The organism is Paenibacillus mellifer, assembly GCF_023195895.1.
In the GTDB taxonomy this organism is placed as follows: domain Bacteria; phylum Bacillota; class Bacilli; order Paenibacillales; family Paenibacillaceae; genus Fontibacillus; species Fontibacillus mellifer.
On sequence record NZ_JALPRK010000005.1, the window covers coordinates 150,084 to 165,109 of the forward strand.

The following is a 15,026-nucleotide window of genomic DNA, read 5'->3' on the forward strand; positions in this document are numbered from 1 at the left end:
CTGTAAAAGTACATTTGAATTTGAGAAAATCCCCTGATATCAGCGTGTGAAATGCAATTGTACAGCCGGTAGGTGACGTTTGAGGTTAAAAGGGCTGTTTGCCCGGAAATAAACTGCACTTTTGAAATTGAGCAGCCGCAATTGGGGCATTTTACCGGAAATGAACTGCACTTTTGCAGTTGAGCGGATGTAACTAGGGCACTTGCTCGATATCAACTGCACTTTTGCATTTCGGGCGATAAGGTTCGGCCCGGGAGAGACCGTTCAGCCCGAGAAATACAGTTCCGTTCGGGAGGTATAGTTCCCCTGGGAGATGCAGTTCCCCCCGGAAGACGTAGTTCCACTAAAGTCATACAGATCAGAAACGGAGAGGAGATATTCTGATGAGTAGAAGCTCAACACCAAAACCAATGAAATACCCGCCTATCAGCGACAAATTGCCAGTCTTCATGCACGGTGCCGACTATAATCCCGACCAATGGCTACACGATCCGCAAGTGTTGGCGGAGGATATCCGCTTGATGAAGCTGGCCCATTGTAACGTAATGGCCATCGGGATCTTCTCCTGGGCTTCGCTGGAGCCGGAAGAGGGCGTCTACCAGTTTGAATGGCTGGATCGCGTGCTGGATACGTTTGCCGAGAACGGCATTTACGCTTGGTTAGCTACGCCAAGTGGTGCCCGCCCGGCCTGGATGTCGGAGAAATATCCGGAAGTGCTGCGTGTCGAGAAGAATCGAGTCCGCAACCTCCACGGCATGCGTCATAACCACTGCTTTACCTCCCCGGTCTATCGGGAAAAAGTCACGCAGATGAACACCAAGCTGGCGGAGCGCTATTCCAAACATCCGGCGGTAGTCGGCTGGCATGTGTCCAACGAATACGGCGGGGAGTGCCACTGTGACTATTGCCAGGACGCCTTCCGCGACTGGCTTAAGCGGAAATATGGCTCGCTGGACGCGCTCAATCGTGCCTGGTGGACGAACTTCTGGAGTCATACGTACACGTCCTGGTCGCAAGTGGAGTCCCCGGCCCCGCATGGCGAAATGATGGTGCATGGGCAGAATCTCGACTGGCGCCGGTTCGTATCCGACCAGACGATTGATTTCTACAAGCATGAAATTGAACCGCTGAAGCGGATCAGCCCGGAACTGCCGTGCACCGTGAATATGATGGACTTGTTCTACGGGCTGGATTACCGCGAGTTCGCGAAAGTGGTGGACGTTATTTCCTGGGACGCCTACCCGATGTGGCATGAGACCGATTCCGACGCCGGCGTGGGATCCTGGTTTGCTTTTAACCATGACTTGTTCCGTTCGCTGAAGCAAAAGCCGTTTATGCTGATGGAGAGCACCCCGTCCCTCACGAACTGGCAGCCGGTCAGCAAGCTGAAGCGTCCGGGCATGCATAAGTTGTCCTCCCTGCAGGCGGTGGCTCACGGTTCCGATACCGTGCAGTACTTCCAATGGCGGAAAAGCCGCGGTTCCAGCGAGAAATTCCACGGCGCGGTCATCGACCACGTTGGGCATGAGCATACGCGGGTGTTCGAGGACGTTGCATCGCTGGGCCAAACGCTCGCCGGGTTGACGGAAGTGCTGGGCACCACCGTTCCGGCGGAAGCGGCCATTCTGTTCGACTGGGATAACCGCTGGGCGATCCATGATTCACAGGGGCCGCGCAACAAAGGCATCCATTATGAAGAGACCGTCATGCAGCAGTATCGCGCCTTGTGGGAACTGGGTGTGCCGACGGACATCATCGGCTCGTTTGATGACTTTAGCGGCTACAAGCTGCTCGTTGTACCGATGGCTTATCTGCTGCGGGAAGAAACTGGAGCTAAGATGGAGCAGTTCGTGAAAGACGGAGGAACCTTGTTTGTCACGTATTGGTCCGGCATCGTTGATGAGAACGACCTCTGTCATTTAACCGGATTCCCGGGACCGCTGCGCAAGACGTTAGGCGTGTGGGCGGAGGAAATCGACGGCCTGCATGACCATGACCGCAACGCGCTGATTTTGGAAGACGGGAATTCGCTCGGCCTCAGCGGGACGTATGAAATCCATGAGCTGTGCGAGCATATCCATGCGGAAGGTTCCAAGGTACTTGGCGTATACCGTGACGATTTCTACGCAGGGAAGCCGGTCCTGACCGTCAATGAGCTGGGCCAAGGCAAAGCGTATTATTTGGCCGCCCGTGTTAGCGACTTGGCCTTCTACGAGGCGCTTTACGGCAAGCTTGTTCAGGATGCCGGCGTTCACCGGGCGCTGGATACCGAGCTGCCGGCGGGGGTTACCGCAACCCCGCGGACGGACGGTGCGCACGAGTACGTCTTCGTGCAGAACTTCTCCGGCCGCGCCGCCCGCGTCGAGCTCGATCGCCAAAGCTATACCGATGCCGAAACCGGCCGGGCGGTAGAGGGCGCAATCGAGCTGCCGGTCAACGGTATCGTTATCTTGAAACGTGAGGTTTAAGCCGATGACGTTGCCCTTTATCAATGGGATGGATGTGTCGTTTCTGGACGAAATCGAAGTTGCCGGAGGGACGTTCACAGAGGGCGGAGCGAAGGAGGATTTGCTTGTTATCTTGAAGCGCAGCGGAGTCAACTCGATCCGGCTGCGCATCTGGAACGAACCGCCTGGCGGGTTTTGCAATCTGGAACGGACGCTGCTCATGGCGAAACGGATCAAGGCGTTGGGGCTGCATTTTCTCTTGGATTTCCACTATTCCGACAGGTGGGCGGATCCGGCCAAGCAGTTCAAGCCAAAGGCGTGGGAGAAGCTGTCGTTTGACGAACTGGTTCATGCGGTGGGCGATTATACCGCACAGGTGCTGATTGCGCTGCAACAGAAGGAACATTGCCGGACATGGTACAAATCGGCAACGAAATCACACCCGGGATGCTTTGGAATGACGGCAAGGTGGACGGGGAATTCAACACGCCGGAACAATGGGAGAAGTTCACCCGGCTGGTCAAAGCCGGCACCGCCGCAGCCAAAGCGGTCGACTCTTCGATCAACGTCATGATCCATATCGACCGGGGCGGGGATTTGCCAGCCAGCGTGGCTTTCTATGAACGGTTCCAGGAGAACGGGGTCGAGTTCGATACAATCGGACTGTCGTTTTACCCTTGGTGGCACGGGACACTGGACGATTTGCGCGCCAATCTCGCGAAGCTGGCGACCACGTTTGGCAAGGAGATCAACGTGGTTGAAACGGCGTATCCCTGGACATTACAGAAAGGGCCGATCCCCGAACCCATCGTCAACAGCAAAGAGCAGACCCATGCCGGTTATCCGGCTTCGCCGGAGGGCCAAGCCGCCTATCTGCGTGATTTTCTCCAGATTATTCGGGACACGCCGGGCGGATTGGGAACCGGATTCTACTGGTGGGAGCCGGCCTGGATCCCCGCCAAAGCGGAGTGGTCCGTCGGACATGACAATAATTGGGCCAACCTGACGTTGTTTGATTATGAGGGGAATAGGCTGCCGGCGCTGGATGTGTTAAAACCTATTTAGCTTCTTATAAACTTAAGCATGCAGAAATATATGAAAGACTCATTCCTACTTGACTTGTTGAGTAGAAATGAGTCTTTTTTTGCCATGCCGACAAACCTAGTCGCTCACAAAAAAATAGCCAAAAGGATAGCAGGAATTATTTGAATTCATAGGGAATCCATTCAAGAATATAAAATAATAGTAAATTTGGAATAACGCTGAGGCGAAGGAGTTTACGATTCATGAAAATCTTATATATTCTGATGTTTTTATCCCTTTGGTCATTAGGCCTCGTCTTTTTGCTTCACCGCAGGAGAAGCCAACTATGGATTGCGTTAACGCTGCTGCTCGGCGGGGCCGCCAGCTACGCCTTCGCGATGCATCTGACCATTATGCCGGTCGTTCAAGGAGCCGAATGGCTGCCCGAAACGGTTAGCCGATGGCTTTATATCTCCACCGTGGTGGCCATGAACATTCATTTCTATCTCCTTCCCTTTACGTTCTTCATGGGCGGCTTATGGTTAAACGAGTCGATGGGGCTTCGGTTGAAGCAGGGGCTGTCGATCATCGGTTTTGTTGGCGCGCTGGCCTTACTCCTCGCTCATCTGCGATTTGAACCCTGGAATACGTTTGAGGTAGAGCGATTTCGTTATTGGGACGGGATCTATGTGGGTCTGGGCTGCTATTTCTATTACCGCGCCTATGCACGGGAAAAAGATGTGCAACTGCGGCGCGTCCGGAGAAGAATCCTGCTGTTTCCAGTCATTATGATCTGGGCGTATACCAGCGATTATCTTGGCTTCGAATCGTTAAAGCTGGGGTGGTGGAGCCTTGAATTGGAAAGCAACGGCATGTGGCATGGCAATGTGATCGTTATCTTGGGCGCCGTATCGCTCATCCTGTTCTACACGGTGCGTTACGGATTCCTGGGCATTAAACTGCGCATCGAACGGGAACGTCTGGATTATTCCATTCGCACGCTGACGATGGGGGTATCGATTCTGAACCATACGATTAAGAACGAGATCCAGAAGATCGACTATCTGGCGGAAAAATGCGGTGTACTCCTACAATCGGGACAGACCGGCAAAGCCGTCCATACGATTGAACAGGTTCATGGGTTAACCCGCCATCTGCTGCATATGGTAAATCGAATCAAAGATAAAGCCGAAGATATCGTCCTTGACGAGGGGGAATACGAAGTTGGTTCGTTGATGGATTCCGTGATCCAGTCGGCAGCCACGCTGGTGGAGAATCGTCCGGTATCCTTGTCCGCTGAATATGGGGCCGATGGCCGGCTGGTTTGCGATGCCGTTCATATCAGTGAAACACTGTCGAATCTGATTCGCAATGCTCTGGATGCCATGCCTTCCGGCGGTACGATTACCCTGCGTTCGGCAGCCTCACGCCGAGACTTTCGGATTGAAGTCAGCGATACGGGGAACGGCATTCCCCAGGAGTATATGTCCAAGATTTTCGAACCTTTTTTTACGACGAAAAAAAACGCCTTGAATTACGGTCTCGGTTTATCCTATTGCTCAAGTGTTCTCAGCAAGCATGGAGGTAAGTTGACCGTCTCGAGCGAATCAGGAAAGGGGACAACGTTCATCCTGCACTTTCCGGCGATTCGCTATCGGCCGAGCAATCCATCCCGCAGGCTGAAGGCAACCAGCAAGCTGCGCGCTTGGGCCGATCGGGCTAATCCATCTTGAAATGAGTCAGTTTATTCTTAATGCTGCGCAGCTGGGATTTAATCGTATTGGTCGATTTATGTAAGCGTTCGGAAATTTCCCGTTTACTAAGGCCGTTCTGGCGCAGGTCGAATACCTCGCGTTCCGTTGGCGATAACTCCATCAACTGCATTTCACTGCGCATAATCCCTGCGGCGTCCGAATGGATAGAGGCGCGTCCGATCTGGGCTTCGCGAATCGCTTGCAGGATATCTTGATAACTCGCCTTATTGATGTAATTGATGGCGCCGAGGCGAAACGATTTTAGGATGACTTCCGCCTCCGTGATGGAGGTCAACATAATGATCTTTACCGAATCCTGCAAGGGAAGCCGCAATATTCGCTCCGCTGCTTCAAGGCCGTCCAGCTGGTTGCCCGTCAAATTGATGTCCATCAGCACCACGTCGATCTTCCGTCGACCTGCGGCTTCAAGCGCTTCTTCCTTCGTGGCCGCCACGGCAACCACCTCAATATCTGGCTCATCGCTTAAATCCGCACTGATATGATCCCTCCAGAAGGGATCGTCTTCCACCAGCATGACACGGATCGGCTCCATTTCCCAGCCTCCTCTTACAGAAGTTTACAAGTAAGTCCAGTATAACAAACGATCGGATCCCCGCAACAGGATGATTTATCTTCACCCCCAGGTGAAGAAATTTCATCCTATTCGGCGTGTCGAGGAACGCTCTATAATCCGTAATGCGGCCGAATGGTCAGCTGAAATGATCACGATGCGAAGAAACGGGGGATGAATTTATAAAAGTACTCAGGAAGCGGCAGAAGGGTTTCGACCCAAGGGAGGGATCGTGACGTGCTATTGGCCGATGAAGTTGGCGGTTTAACGGAGTTGATCACGAGAAGGTTTCCCGACTCTACGGTTCATTGGTTCCAGGAGCCTGCCGAACCTGTGGCCGGGGAATTTGTAGTATTGCTGAAGCAGGAAGTCCGCAGAAGCGATTCGAGAAGCCATACGCTGCTCGAACGCCAATATGCGATCGGGTATTATGCGAGCACGGTGGAAACGGCGTTATATGAGATGGAGTCGCTCAGTCGATACGTGATGAACGAAAGTACGGATTCCGGTGAAGCAGGAAGTGCCGGGACGTTATCCATTCGAGTGGACTCATTTACGATCACTTCAGCCGAACCGCTTGAGAACGGCTTACAGAAATGCCAGGGGGCGCTATTGGTTCAATCGCGTGAACCGATTCGTTTCCGATCGCAAGACAAAATCAAACATATGGAATTTCGCACGACAAACAACTGAAAGGTGGCGTGAGGTCATGGGTGGAACATGGGATACAACCAGCTTGCCGGTACGACCTGGTTTGTACATCAATTTCGTGGAGGCGGCAGCAGCGCAAATCAAAGGTGGCGCCCGGGGAACGGTGGCAATGCCGTTGTTCCAGTATGAGGGAGCTGGCGCAGGTCAATTTTTTACCGTGGAAAAAGAATCCGAAGCAGCCCAATGGTTTGGCGACGCGTTTGTGGAACCGATTCGCTTTTCCCTCTTGGGAGGGGCGAAAGAGGTGCTCGTTTATACGGTGCCTGTACCGAGTGGCGGAGGGGATCCAGCTGCTGCTGATTACGCCGCGATTCGCGACGTATTTAGCACCCGGCATTTTAACGTATTTGTTTTTCCAGGTGAAGTACCCGCCAGTGAGCAAAAGGCGACGCTGAAATGGTGCGCGGACAGCCGCGACGATGAAGGCAAGCACTTCCTGACGGTATTCGGCGGTAAAGCTGAAGACGATCTGGATCCTGCGAAGGGTAACCAACGCAGCGTGGACTTGGCAGACGATTATGCGGTGAATTTAATCAGCGGCGTTAATATCGAAGGGACGGTATACAGTTCCGCGAGTTACGCCCCTTATGTCGCCGGATTAATCGCCGGGACCGGAATCAACAAATCGATTACGTATGCTCCGGTGTATGCAGGCGACGTGGCCAAACGGCTGCGGAATACGGAGATCCATGCCGCCTTGCAGAAAGGGTCGCTTGTGCTGGTTCATGACGGAGAGAAGGTTAAGGTGGAACAAGGCCTGGTCACGAGCCGGAAGAAGGTTCGTGCCATGCGGGCGCGTCAAGCGATCTCCACCGATATTACGAAGGCGGCGGCCGATGCTTATATCGGCAAGCTGGATAACAACGCCGATGGGCAGGCTGCACTGATCTCGGCCGTGAAGGCTTATTTGGAACGGCTGGAGCTAAACAACGTGCTGACGGATATCGCGGTAACTCTGGATCCGGACCGGCAGTCGGAAGGCGACACCGTGTATTTGCTGATCGCCTTTACGGAGATCGACAGCATGGAGCGGATTTTCCTGACGATTAAGGTGTAGCAAGAAGAGGAATTCAATCTCATGAGGAGGGGTATCAGTGCTGGATTCAACCCGAGTGATCAATGGAACTTTCGGATATGTGTATTATGATGGCCGCTGGTTGACCAACGTCAAATCGGCCGAAGCCAACGTGGAAATTACCAAGGAGGAAATCAAACGGTCCGGTACGCGCTGGACAGCGCATAAAGTGACCGGGCTCAGCGGATCCGGGACGATAACCGGATATAAAGTAACATCCGAATTCGTCGAGCTCATCGGACAAATCGCCGATGACAAACAAGGTGCATTTACGACGGAGCTGATCTTGAAGCTGGAGGATCCGGAGTCCTACGGAGCTTACCGGGTCCGTCTTAAAGGGGTTACATTTGATAAAATCCCGCTGATGCACTTTGAAGTCGGCTCCATCGTGGAGGAAGAGCTGCCTTTTAATTTTACCGGCTACGAATTGTTGGATAAACTCGTCGCGGAGTAACGAGCGAGGGGATCCGTTGAATTAATGAATGCGATGCAGGCAAGGGAGTAAATTGATTCCGAAGAAGCGGAGCGGTCGCCTTTGGTTCCGGATTTCTCGATCGTAGGAACATTTTACGTACTTGCCCCCATCCATTTTGGCATACACCATTTTAAGGAGATGAAGATCGATGGCGATTACGGATAACCGACAAAACAACGTGCTTCAAGCTTTGCTTGGGGCGGACAGTAAACCGAAAAAGGACGTTCCGATGAAACGGCTGGGCGTGGATTTTCAAATTCAGGCGCTGGACGGCAAAACGATTCATAGAATCCAGGAGCAGTGCACCCACTTTACCGGAAAAGGGCCCAAGCGGGAAAAAGTGCTCGACGATGAACAGTTCGGCGCCTTAGTCATCCAGAAAGCGTGCCTAATCCCGGATTGGTCCGCCAAGGAATTGGTTGAGAAATACGGGACGCCAACCGAAGCAATCCTCGGGTTGCTGCTGGCCGGTGAGATCGCCAAGCTGTCCGCAGAAATTTTGGAGATTAGCGGTTTCGACAGCGATGAAGATGAAATAAAAAACTGATCAAAGCGGGCGGAGAAGCCTTCTTGCTGCATCTGATCTTCCAACGCCATCACCTGCCGCCGGATGAGGTGTACAACAAAGATGAGAACGTGAAACGGTTTATGTACGCCTCGATGATGCTGCAGTTGGAAGAGGAGGAGAAGGCGCGCAAGGAGCAGGAGAGAGCCGCCCGCAGGCTGAAGCCGTAAAGGCTGAACAGGGGAGGCGAGGAGGTTGAGCTCATCGGCAGGCGGGGGTATTCCCGACTTTTCGAAAGCAACGTTAAACGACTTGAACAAGCTCAACAAAATGATGAGCCAGCTGCAAAAAACAACATCCCAGCTTGAGCAGGTCAGCGGATTTGCCCGCATCGGGAAAGAGTTGGAAGCGACGCAGAGCACCAGTGCCAAGGTAGCCAAACAATTTGTTTCGCTCCAGCTCGCCACAGGTGCTACCGCTGGGATCATGCGGAAGAAGCTGGCTGCGATGAAGCCGGCCGTCGACAACTTTATGCTGGATTTGTCTTGGGCAGTTAAGGCCAAAGCGGAAAGTGTCTCCAAAGGGGCGAAGGCGCTTGGCAAGCCGTTTGCCGGGATGTGGCAGAAGGTTCAGGACAAGAGAGCGGCTTCGGCCAAGAAGAAGGCGGACGACGCCTTGGCCGCGAAGCTTGGATTTCCCGTGGGACCCAACGCTCCGCCAAAGTTAAAAGGAATCAAACGGCTGCAAAATATCGCAGGCAACACCGCGATTCAGAACCTGCCGGAAGACCGGAAGAAGATGCTCTCGTCCGCGGCTAGCACGGCAGGCAGCCTACTCGGTCAACTGCAGGATCGTTCGCTTGCGGCAGCCAAGGAATTCAGCACGGCGGTTGGTACGCTGCGGGGGGCTTCGATGGCCGGCCCTGGCCAAATGAAAGGGATGGTCGCGTCGCTGCGAGAGCTAGGCGGGCAGGTGCCACAAAATCTGAACGAGATCGCCAGTGTGATGGGGACGTTGAGCGGCAAAGCCAAACTTACGGGGACAACTTTGACCGCAATGTCCAAAACGGTGCTGGACGCCTCACGGTTAAGTGGAGCAAACAGCGCCGAAGCGGCCAACGCGGCCGCTTCGGTCATGAGCGTTTGGGGCAAGAAGGCCGGCGAAGGAACCTTGATGATGGATCAGTTCTTCGCTGCTAGCCGCGTCAGCGGGGCGGGGATGGGCGATTTGCTCAAAAATATGGGTTCGCTCGGCCTGCCTCTGCAACAGATGGGACTTAGTTTCGAACAGTCAATGGCCTTAATGGCCAAGTGGCAGTCCGCTGGATTAACCCCGATTCAGGATGCGCTCCGGAAGGATGTGAAAGGCGAAGGCCTTGCTGCTATTACCGCTAAGATCAAAGCGGCGGCAACTGAGTCGGAGGCTGCGGCTTTGGCTGCTCAGTATTTTGGTCACAGCGTCAGCGGCGATCTGGTGGCCGCCCTGAAGAACGGGCAGGTTGAATTCGGCGGTGTGGTTGCGGCGATGAGTACGGCCGGCAACGCGATTCGGAACCAAGCCGGCGAGGTCCAAACCTTCGGGGATAAATGGGATATGCTCCAGAACCGGATTACGGTCGCTTTGGCGCCCTTAGGGGAAGCGATGTTGCCCCTCGGCGAAGCCCTGGCCTCCATCGTTGAAGTGTTAACTCGGGACGGGGATATCGTGCTGGCTACGATCGGCTCTATAGCCGCCTTGCTGCTTGGCGTCTTTGCACCGGCCTTATGGGCTTCTGCGGTGGCGGGATGGGCGGCCGTTGCGCCGTTTCTTCCAATAATCGCAGCGGTCCTGCTGGTAGGGGTGGCCGTCGCAGGATTGGCGTACGTGTTCAAGTACCACATGGATTGGATCGTGGAGCAGGTTAACAAAGTGAAGGATAAAATCAGCTCCTTCCTCAGCGTCTTCGATATTTTCAGCGGTGACGAAAATGGGGGGGCCGGCGGAAATACAGCGACATCGAACGGCGGTCCGCCGACGAGCCGTTATCACGGCATGTCTTATGTGCCTTACGACGGAATGATGGCCCGGCTGCACAAGGGTGAACGCATTATGACGGCCGCTGAGAACCGGGAATTCTCAAACGGGGCGAGCGGGGGAGCCGCCATATCGATTACGGGCAATACGTTTCATGTCCGCCAGGAATCCGATATAGATGCAATCGCTAGAGCGTTGGCCCGCGAAATCAAAGCGGCGGGAGGATTGATGGCGTAATGGCATCGCTGGAGTTTTGGCTGAAGACGATCGATGAGAAGGAGTGGCTCTGGCTGCCGGTGAACCCGGAGCAGGTGTCGGTCAAAAGCTCTCACGGCTACGAGGATATCCAGGTTACGCAGTTGGGAGAATACACGGTCATCGGGGAGGCGGTCCTGAAGGAATATTCGTTTGCTTCCTTTTTTCCGCGCGACTACCACCCCGGATATTGCGAATATGAGTCCTTGCCCGATCCCTGGGCAACCGTGGAGAAAATTGAGGGCTGGATGAGAAGCCGACGTCCGGTGCGCCTCGACATTACGGGAACCAAGCTCAAAGGGCTGGTGACCATCCGCTCCTTCCAGTACAGCGAACGCGCGGGGAACCCGGGCGATGTTTTTTTCGAACTGGAGTTGAAGGAATACAAGGAAGTGCAGTTCCGTCAGGTGGAGACATCCGGGTCGGGGAAAGCGATGGTGATTACGGGTGAATATCGCCCTGACACGAAGACGCCTCCGGCCTCCTATGTTGTCATCCCTGGGGATACGTTGTGGAAAATCGCGCAGCGGACGCTCGGCAACGGTGACCGGTGGAGGGAAGTTTACGCGGCAAACAAAACCGTGATCGGGAAAGACCCGAACCGGATCGTTCCCGGCCAGAAGCTGGTGATTCCCTCATGAACTGGAGCGTGACCTATAAAGATCAGGAGCAAGACGTTTTTTTGGATCCGATCGTCAAGTCCGTCAATTGGTCCGGTGATATCAAACAGGCCGCTCGCAAGCTGGTGGTCGAGTTGTCCAATACCGGAGATCTACGCGAGCTGTATATGAAGCTCCAGAAAGGCGGGGAGCTGCGCCTTCTCCTGGACGATCAAGAGCTGTTTCGCGGCGTCCTGTTTGCCGATGAGATCGACTCCAAAGGCCAGATGTCTCTAACGGCTTACGACGAAAACATCTACCTGACCAAAAGTAAGGATACGAAAATCTTTCGCGGGCAAACGGCCTCTGCGGTGGTGAAGCGACTGTGCAACGAGTTCTCCGTTCCGATGGGGGAAATTCAGGATACGGGTTACGTCATCCCGAAGCTGGTCTTACGCGACAAGACCCTGTTTGAAATGATGGTGACGGCCTTAACCGAAACCGAAAAGCAAAACGGACAACGATTCTGGATTACGTCGAAGGAAGGTAAGCTGCAGCTACTGGCGCGTAAGGAACAGAAGGGAAAGTGGGTGCTGGAGAATGGCGTGAACTTGCTAGGAGCCAGTTACTCGCAATCCATTGAAGAAACACGCACCCAAATCAAGGTCGTCGGCAAGGACGGGAAAAAGAAGGAGCTGTCTGCCAGTGCCAAGGATTCAGAACTGATCCGGAAGTTTGGTATCATGCAGCATTTGGAGAAACCGGATCAGGCGATGACCTCTTCGCAGATGGAGCAGCGCGCCAAGCAACTGCTTAAGGATTTGGCGACCATCGAGGATCAAGCCCGCATCGATTGTTTGGGGATCGCCGACGTGGTTTCCGGCTCGTGCGTTTACGTCAAGGAATCCGTAACGGGCATTCTCGGCGGGTATTACGTTTCGGCCGACGAACATCGCTTCGAGCATGGCAAACACACGATGTCTTTAACCTTGTCGGCGACGGACGACATTCCCAAATTGGAATACAAGGAAGAGAAGGGGGCCGGTTAATGGAACGCATCGAAGGTTCGGGGGCGAGCCAGCTTGTGCAATTAATCCGAGCCATCGGCTACAACTCGGACATTACCTTGGAGTTGGCGACAGTGACGGCGCCGCCGCCTGAGCTGAAGATTAAGGTGGATCATATGAACGTGGAGCTGGAGAAGGATGATTTAATCGTGGCTCAGTCGTTAACGAAATACACGCGGAAGGCGAACGTGAAGAGCGAGGGGAAGACGGAGGTGTCTTCCACTTCCATCACTCAGGCATCCGTTTTGGTCGTATCAAGCGGGAGTGGTGAGATCACAAAATTTACTTCCTTCGGCATGTCCTCCGCAAATTTGACGGTGCAAGAAGCCGAACTTGAATTCACGGACGAACTGAAGAAAGACGATCGCGTGATCGTGGCCGGCATTCATCAAGGCCAAACCTATCTTATTTTGGATCGGGCGGTGATGTACTGATGGCGTTGTCTCCGCTGCAAGGAAGGGAGGAGCGTTATGCGGAAGTTAAGCCGGAGAAGCTTCCTTCCCGGACGTATGCTCTCGATTTCGAAACGGGTCAAGTGGTCGAGCGGATCATTGATGGAACGGAGGCCATCCGTCAATTTATCCGCAAGGCGATTCAAACGGCACGTTACCGGTATTTGATTTACAACAGCCAATATGGCTGCGAAATCGAAAGTTTGCTGGGCCAGGACATTTCCCAGCAGCTGCTCAAGAGTGAAATCACGAGGGTGATTACCGAAGCGCTGCAGGAAGATGATCGCGTCGCCTCAGTAGATCAATTTCAAATCGTTAGGGAGAACGATAAGCTGTTCGTGACCTTTACGGTTCATACGACAGAAGGAGACGTTCAGCAGGAGGTGAGGATATAAACGTGTTTGAACATCAAACGAAAGAAGCCATTTTGCAGCGGATGCGGGACGCCTCGCCGAAGGAGATCGATACCCGTCAGGGGTCCATCACCTACGATTTGCTCTCCCCTGCGGCCATTGAGCTGGCACACGCCTACATCGAGCTGGACCATGTTCTGAAATTCGGCTTCGCCGGCCCGGAGCAGCCTTCCGAGTATCTGGATCTCCGCGCTGGAGAACTTGGCTTAACTCGCCGTCCAAGCGTGAAGGCGGAAGGGAAGTTGGTGTTTAGTGGAGATGAGGACACGATCATCCCGGAAGGAACTGCTGTATCGACAGATGAAGAGGAGGCCGTCATTTTTATCACGACCGAACCTGGGATCATCAAGCAGAAGAAGGCGACGGTAAAAGCGGTGGCTGCTGCCGGCGGTAAACGAGGCAACGTGGATAAGGGACGTGTCAAGCTGGTGCTGGGGAACCTGTCCGGGATCGTAACGGTGACCAACCCCGAGGAATTCGTGAACGGTGCGGAAACCGAATCGGATGAGTCGTTGTTGGTTCGTTATTTCGACCGGGTACGCCGGCCCGCAACCAGCGGCAATGCCTGGCATTACCGCCAATGGGCACTGGAAGTGCGCGGGGTGGGCGACGTTAAGGTGTTCCCTGTGTGGAACGGCGGCGGAACCGTGAAGTTGTGTGTATTGTCGGAGGATAAAATTGCTCCTAACTCCACCATCGTACAGGATGTAAGGGAGGCAGTGGATGCCCGGAGGCCTGTAGGAGCCTCAGTCACCGTGGTGCCTGCCCAGGAATTGAAGATTAATGTGACGGCGAACGTGACGCTGGCTTCAGGTGCGGTATTGGCGAACGTCAAGGCGCTCTTCAGCGATAAATTAAAGGCGTTTCTGGCCGACTTGGCCTTCCAAAGCCCAGTTGTCCCTTATAACCGGATTTTTGGTTTGCTTCTCGATATCGAGGCCGTTACGGATTTCAAGAACCTAACCATTAACGGCGTGGCCAATCAAAACTTGAATATTGGCGATGAGCAGGTTGCCGTGGCCGGGACGGTGAATTTTGTTGTCTAGTCCAAGCAAAGCTGTTATGGTTCGAAATATCCAAAATGAGATGATGGATGATTTACCTGATTACTATATGCCGAGGGAAGCCAACGGGAAGCCGGGCCTCGTCGGTAATTTGATCACGCGCGAAGCTCAAGAGTTGGTTGATCTGAACGCCGAGATCCGGGAGGTATTGGATCAATTTTTTATCGATCGGGCAACTTGGGGATTAGCCACTTGGGAAGCCATTTGCGGCATTCCGATTGACGAAGGCAAACCTCAGGAACAACGGCGCTCGGTCATTAAGTCGAAGATTCGGGGAGCTGGAACCGTGACGCTGGCCGTCATCAAAGAGGTGGCGGATTCGTTTGAAAACGGGGAAATCCAGGTTCAAGAAAATTTCAACAAGTACGAAGTGGTGATCACTTTTATCGGTAAGCGCGGGGTTCCGCCAAATTTACCGGATATGCAAAACGCGCTGCGTGAAATCGTTCCAGCCCATCTCCAATTGGTGTTCCAATTTACTTATTTACGTTGGGAAGAGCTGGATGCGGCCGAATTAACATGGGAGAAACTCGACGCACTCGACATGTCTTGGGACGAGTTGGAAGTATGGAAGCCGGGGGCTAAACGATCATGAGGTTACT

Annotated in this window: 15 protein-coding genes and 1 pseudogene; 15 read left to right on the forward strand and 1 reads right to left on the reverse strand. The window is 53.8% G+C overall.

Annotation, left to right across the window (positions count from 1 at the left end; translation table 11 throughout):
• Window positions 1-383 precede the first annotated feature (383 nt).
• The 3 genes and pseudogenes from M0651_RS08025 to M0651_RS08035 all read left to right on the forward strand — a co-directional run bounded on the left by M0651_RS08025 (window position 384) and on the right by M0651_RS08035 (window position 5,203).
• A complete protein-coding gene (locus M0651_RS08025) occupies window positions 384-2,468 on the forward strand; it encodes a beta-galactosidase (protein WP_248551324.1) in 2,085 nt (694 codons plus the stop codon).
• A 28-nt stretch (window positions 2,469-2,496) separates the two neighbouring features.
• Window positions 2,497-3,512, forward strand: a pseudogene (locus M0651_RS08030) (glycoside hydrolase family 53 protein).
• 221 nt (window positions 3,513-3,733) lie between these two features.
• The gene (locus M0651_RS08035) at window positions 3,734-5,203 is read left to right on the forward strand and encodes a sensor histidine kinase (RefSeq protein WP_248551325.1); all 1,470 of its coding nucleotides are present in this window, start codon (window positions 3,734-3,736) and stop codon (window positions 5,201-5,203) included.
• On the opposite strand, the gene M0651_RS08040 is transcribed toward M0651_RS08035, so the two are convergent.
• Entirely contained in the window at window positions 5,190-5,777 is a 588-nt protein-coding gene (locus M0651_RS08040) for a response regulator transcription factor (protein ID WP_248551326.1), read from the reverse strand. The two genes, M0651_RS08035 and M0651_RS08040, sit on opposite strands and share 14 nt — an antisense overlap.
• A gap of 255 nt (window positions 5,778-6,032) precedes the next feature.
• Between M0651_RS08040 and M0651_RS08045 the strand changes: the two genes are divergently transcribed.
• The 12 genes from M0651_RS08045 to M0651_RS08100 all read left to right on the forward strand — a co-directional run bounded on the left by M0651_RS08045 (window position 6,033) and on the right by M0651_RS08100 (window position 15,019).
• A complete protein-coding gene (locus M0651_RS08045; RefSeq protein WP_248551327.1) occupies window positions 6,033-6,488 on the forward strand; it encodes a hypothetical protein in 456 nt (151 codons plus the stop codon).
• A gap of 16 nt (window positions 6,489-6,504) precedes the next feature.
• Window positions 6,505-7,563, forward strand: coding sequence for a phage tail sheath subtilisin-like domain-containing protein (locus M0651_RS08050; protein ID WP_248551328.1), 1,059 nt, complete (start codon window positions 6,505-6,507; stop codon window positions 7,561-7,563).
• Window positions 7,564-7,600: 37 nt separating this feature from the next.
• Window positions 7,601-8,035 carry a phage tail tube protein gene (locus tag M0651_RS08055; RefSeq protein ID WP_059040798.1) on the forward strand — a complete coding sequence of 145 codons (435 nt, stop codon included), beginning with the start codon at window positions 7,601-7,603 and terminating at the stop codon, window positions 8,033-8,035.
• 169 nt (window positions 8,036-8,204) lie between these two features.
• Complete coding sequence (locus M0651_RS08060) at window positions 8,205-8,603, forward strand: phage tail assembly chaperone (RefSeq protein WP_193417745.1); 399 nt, start codon at window positions 8,205-8,207, stop codon at window positions 8,601-8,603.
• 23 nt (window positions 8,604-8,626) lie between these two features.
• Window positions 8,627-8,791 carry a hypothetical protein gene (locus M0651_RS08065; RefSeq protein WP_204801157.1) on the forward strand — a complete coding sequence of 55 codons (165 nt, stop codon included), beginning with the start codon at window positions 8,627-8,629 and terminating at the stop codon, window positions 8,789-8,791.
• A gap of 25 nt (window positions 8,792-8,816) precedes the next feature.
• Complete coding sequence (locus tag M0651_RS08070) at window positions 8,817-10,811, forward strand: phage tail tape measure protein (protein ID WP_248551329.1); 1,995 nt, start codon at window positions 8,817-8,819, stop codon at window positions 10,809-10,811.
• Window positions 10,811-11,470: a LysM peptidoglycan-binding domain-containing protein gene (locus M0651_RS08075; RefSeq protein WP_248551330.1), complete on the forward strand. Its 660-nt coding sequence runs from the start codon at window positions 10,811-10,813 to the stop codon at window positions 11,468-11,470. The genes M0651_RS08070 and M0651_RS08075 overlap by 1 nt, the downstream gene beginning before the upstream one ends.
• Window positions 11,467-12,477 (forward strand): XkdQ/YqbQ family protein, encoded by a 1,011-nt coding sequence (locus tag M0651_RS08080; protein ID WP_248551331.1) that lies wholly within the window; start codon window positions 11,467-11,469, stop codon window positions 12,475-12,477. Before M0651_RS08075 ends, M0651_RS08080 begins: the two co-directional genes overlap by 4 nt.
• The gene (locus M0651_RS08085; RefSeq protein ID WP_248551332.1) at window positions 12,477-12,929 is read left to right on the forward strand and encodes a DUF2577 family protein; all 453 of its coding nucleotides are present in this window, start codon (window positions 12,477-12,479) and stop codon (window positions 12,927-12,929) included. The genes M0651_RS08080 and M0651_RS08085 overlap by 1 nt, the downstream gene beginning before the upstream one ends.
• Window positions 12,929-13,342: a DUF2634 domain-containing protein gene (locus M0651_RS08090; RefSeq protein ID WP_248551333.1), complete on the forward strand. Its 414-nt coding sequence runs from the start codon at window positions 12,929-12,931 to the stop codon at window positions 13,340-13,342. The genes M0651_RS08085 and M0651_RS08090 overlap by 1 nt, the downstream gene beginning before the upstream one ends.
• A 2-nt stretch (window positions 13,343-13,344) precedes the next feature.
• Entirely contained in the window at window positions 13,345-14,406 is a 1,062-nt protein-coding gene (locus tag M0651_RS08095) for a baseplate J/gp47 family protein (protein ID WP_248551334.1), read from the forward strand.
• Complete coding sequence (locus M0651_RS08100) at window positions 14,399-15,019, forward strand: putative phage tail protein (protein ID WP_248551335.1); 621 nt, start codon at window positions 14,399-14,401, stop codon at window positions 15,017-15,019. Before M0651_RS08095 ends, M0651_RS08100 begins: the two co-directional genes overlap by 8 nt.
• Window positions 15,020-15,026: the final 7 nt, after the last annotated feature.

Excerpts from the sequence above, each read along its gene's own strand:
- M0651_RS08080 (WP_248551331.1), top strand. The coding sequence starts at position 11,467 with ATGAACTGGAGCGTGACCTATAAAGATCAGGAGCAAGACGTTTTTTTG.
- M0651_RS08075 (WP_248551330.1), top strand. The coding sequence starts at position 10,811 with ATGGCATCGCTGGAGTTTTGGCTGAAGACGATCGATGAGAAGGAGTGG.
- M0651_RS08090 (WP_248551333.1), top strand. The coding sequence starts at position 12,929 with ATGGCGTTGTCTCCGCTGCAAGGAAGGGAGGAGCGTTATGCGGAAGTT.
- M0651_RS08040 (WP_248551326.1), bottom strand. The coding sequence starts at position 5,777 with ATGGAGCCGATCCGTGTCATGCTGGTGGAAGACGATCCCTTCTGGAGG.
- M0651_RS08050 (WP_248551328.1), top strand. The coding sequence starts at position 6,505 with ATGGGTGGAACATGGGATACAACCAGCTTGCCGGTACGACCTGGTTTG.
- M0651_RS08025 (WP_248551324.1), top strand. The coding sequence starts at position 384 with ATGAGTAGAAGCTCAACACCAAAACCAATGAAATACCCGCCTATCAGC.
- M0651_RS08035 (WP_248551325.1), top strand. The coding sequence starts at position 3,734 with ATGAAAATCTTATATATTCTGATGTTTTTATCCCTTTGGTCATTAGGC.
- M0651_RS08085 (WP_248551332.1), top strand. The coding sequence starts at position 12,477 with ATGGAACGCATCGAAGGTTCGGGGGCGAGCCAGCTTGTGCAATTAATC.
- M0651_RS08060 (WP_193417745.1), top strand. The coding sequence starts at position 8,205 with ATGGCGATTACGGATAACCGACAAAACAACGTGCTTCAAGCTTTGCTT.